This is a genomic window from Pseudomonas sp. K5002 (assembly GCF_013386655.1).
Classification (GTDB): Bacteria; Pseudomonadota; Gammaproteobacteria; order Pseudomonadales; family Pseudomonadaceae; genus Aquipseudomonas.
In genome coordinates, this window is the sequence record NZ_JACARK010001478.1 from 1 (window position 1) to 1,382 (window position 1,382).

The following is a 1,382-nucleotide window of genomic DNA, read 5'->3' on the forward strand; positions in this document are numbered from 1 at the left end:
CACCGAGCTGTCCAGCAGGCGTTCACCCCAGGTCGACAGGCCGGTGATAAACCCCAGGGTCAGGCCGATGCTGCCGCCGATCACAAAGCCCAGGCCCGCACGCCAGCCGCTGATGGCCAGGTGGGTCCAGATTTCGCCGCTACGCACCAGGCTGACACCCGCTTCGATCACCGCGCTGGGTGCCGGCAGAATGCGCGTCGACAACCAGCCGGCCGAGACGGACAGCTGCCATACCGCCAGCAACAGGATCGGCAGCGCCCAGGGCGCCAATCGATGACTTAACTTTTCAAGGTTCATGGCGGCGCCTCAGCTCTGGGACGCAGCTTTGGGAAGAATGTCGTTGGCGACCATTTCGCCGAACGGGCTGACGTAGCCGGCGCCTTTCGGCAACTCGGGACGCTCGATGTCGAGATGCGGGAACAGCAACTCCGCTACGCGATACGACTCTTCCAGGTGTGGGTAGCCGGAGAAGATAAAGGTGTCGATACCGAGGTCCGCGTATTCCTTCACCCGCGCGGCCACGGTCGGGCCATCGCCCACCAGTGCCGTGCCGGCGCCACCGCGTACCAGGCCTACGCCCGCCCACAGGTTGGGGCTGACTTCCAGGTTGTCGCGACTGCCGCCGTGCAAGGCGGCCATGCGTTGCTGGCCTACGGAATCAAAGCGCGACAACGACGCCTGGGCGCGGGCGATGGTTTCATCGTCCACGTGGGAGATCAGTTTGTCGGCGGCCTGCCAGGCTTCGGCGTTGGTTTCACGCACGATCACATGCAGGCGAATGCCGAAGCGCAGGGTACGTCCGAGCTTGGCGGCCTTGGCGCGAACCTGTGCAATCTTTTCCGCCACCGCGGCCGGTGGCTCGCCCCAGGTCAGGACCATTTCCACTTGTTCGGCTGCCAGGTCCTGGGCCGCTTCGGAAGAGCCACCGAAATACAGCGGCGGACGCGGTTGCTGGATCGGCGGATAGAGCAACTTGGCGCCTTTGACGCTGATGTGCTGGCCGTCGTAATCGACGGTCTCGCCTTCCAGTACGCGGCGCCAGATGCGGGTGAACTCCACCGACGCCTGGTAACGCTCTTCATGGCTCAGGAACAAACCGTCGCCGGCCAATTCATCCGGGTCTCCACCGGTCACCAGGTTGAACAACGCGCGGCCGCCGGACAGACGATCCAGGGTCGCGGCCTGACGCGCAGCCACCGTCGGGGAAATGATCCCGGGGCGCAGCGCGACAAGGAATTTCAAGCGTTGGGTCACCGGGATCAGCGACGCCGCCACCAGCCACGAATCCTCGCAGGAGCGGCCGGTGGGGATCAGTACCCCGCCGAAGCCAAGGCGGTCGGCCGCCTGGGCCACTTGCTGCAGATAACCGTGGTCTACGGCGC

General features: G+C 65.3%; 1 protein-coding gene and 1 pseudogene. Both read right to left on the reverse strand.

From position 1 onward, the window contains the following. Nucleotides 1-297: pseudogene (gene ssuC, locus HX846_RS37310) on the reverse strand (aliphatic sulfonate ABC transporter permease SsuC); the annotation flags it as partial. Between the two features lie 9 nt (nt 298-306). Next, the coding region (ssuD, locus tag HX846_RS37315; RefSeq protein ID WP_178967478.1) for an FMNH2-dependent alkanesulfonate monooxygenase at nt 307-1,382 on the reverse strand (1,076 nt) is incomplete at its 5' end.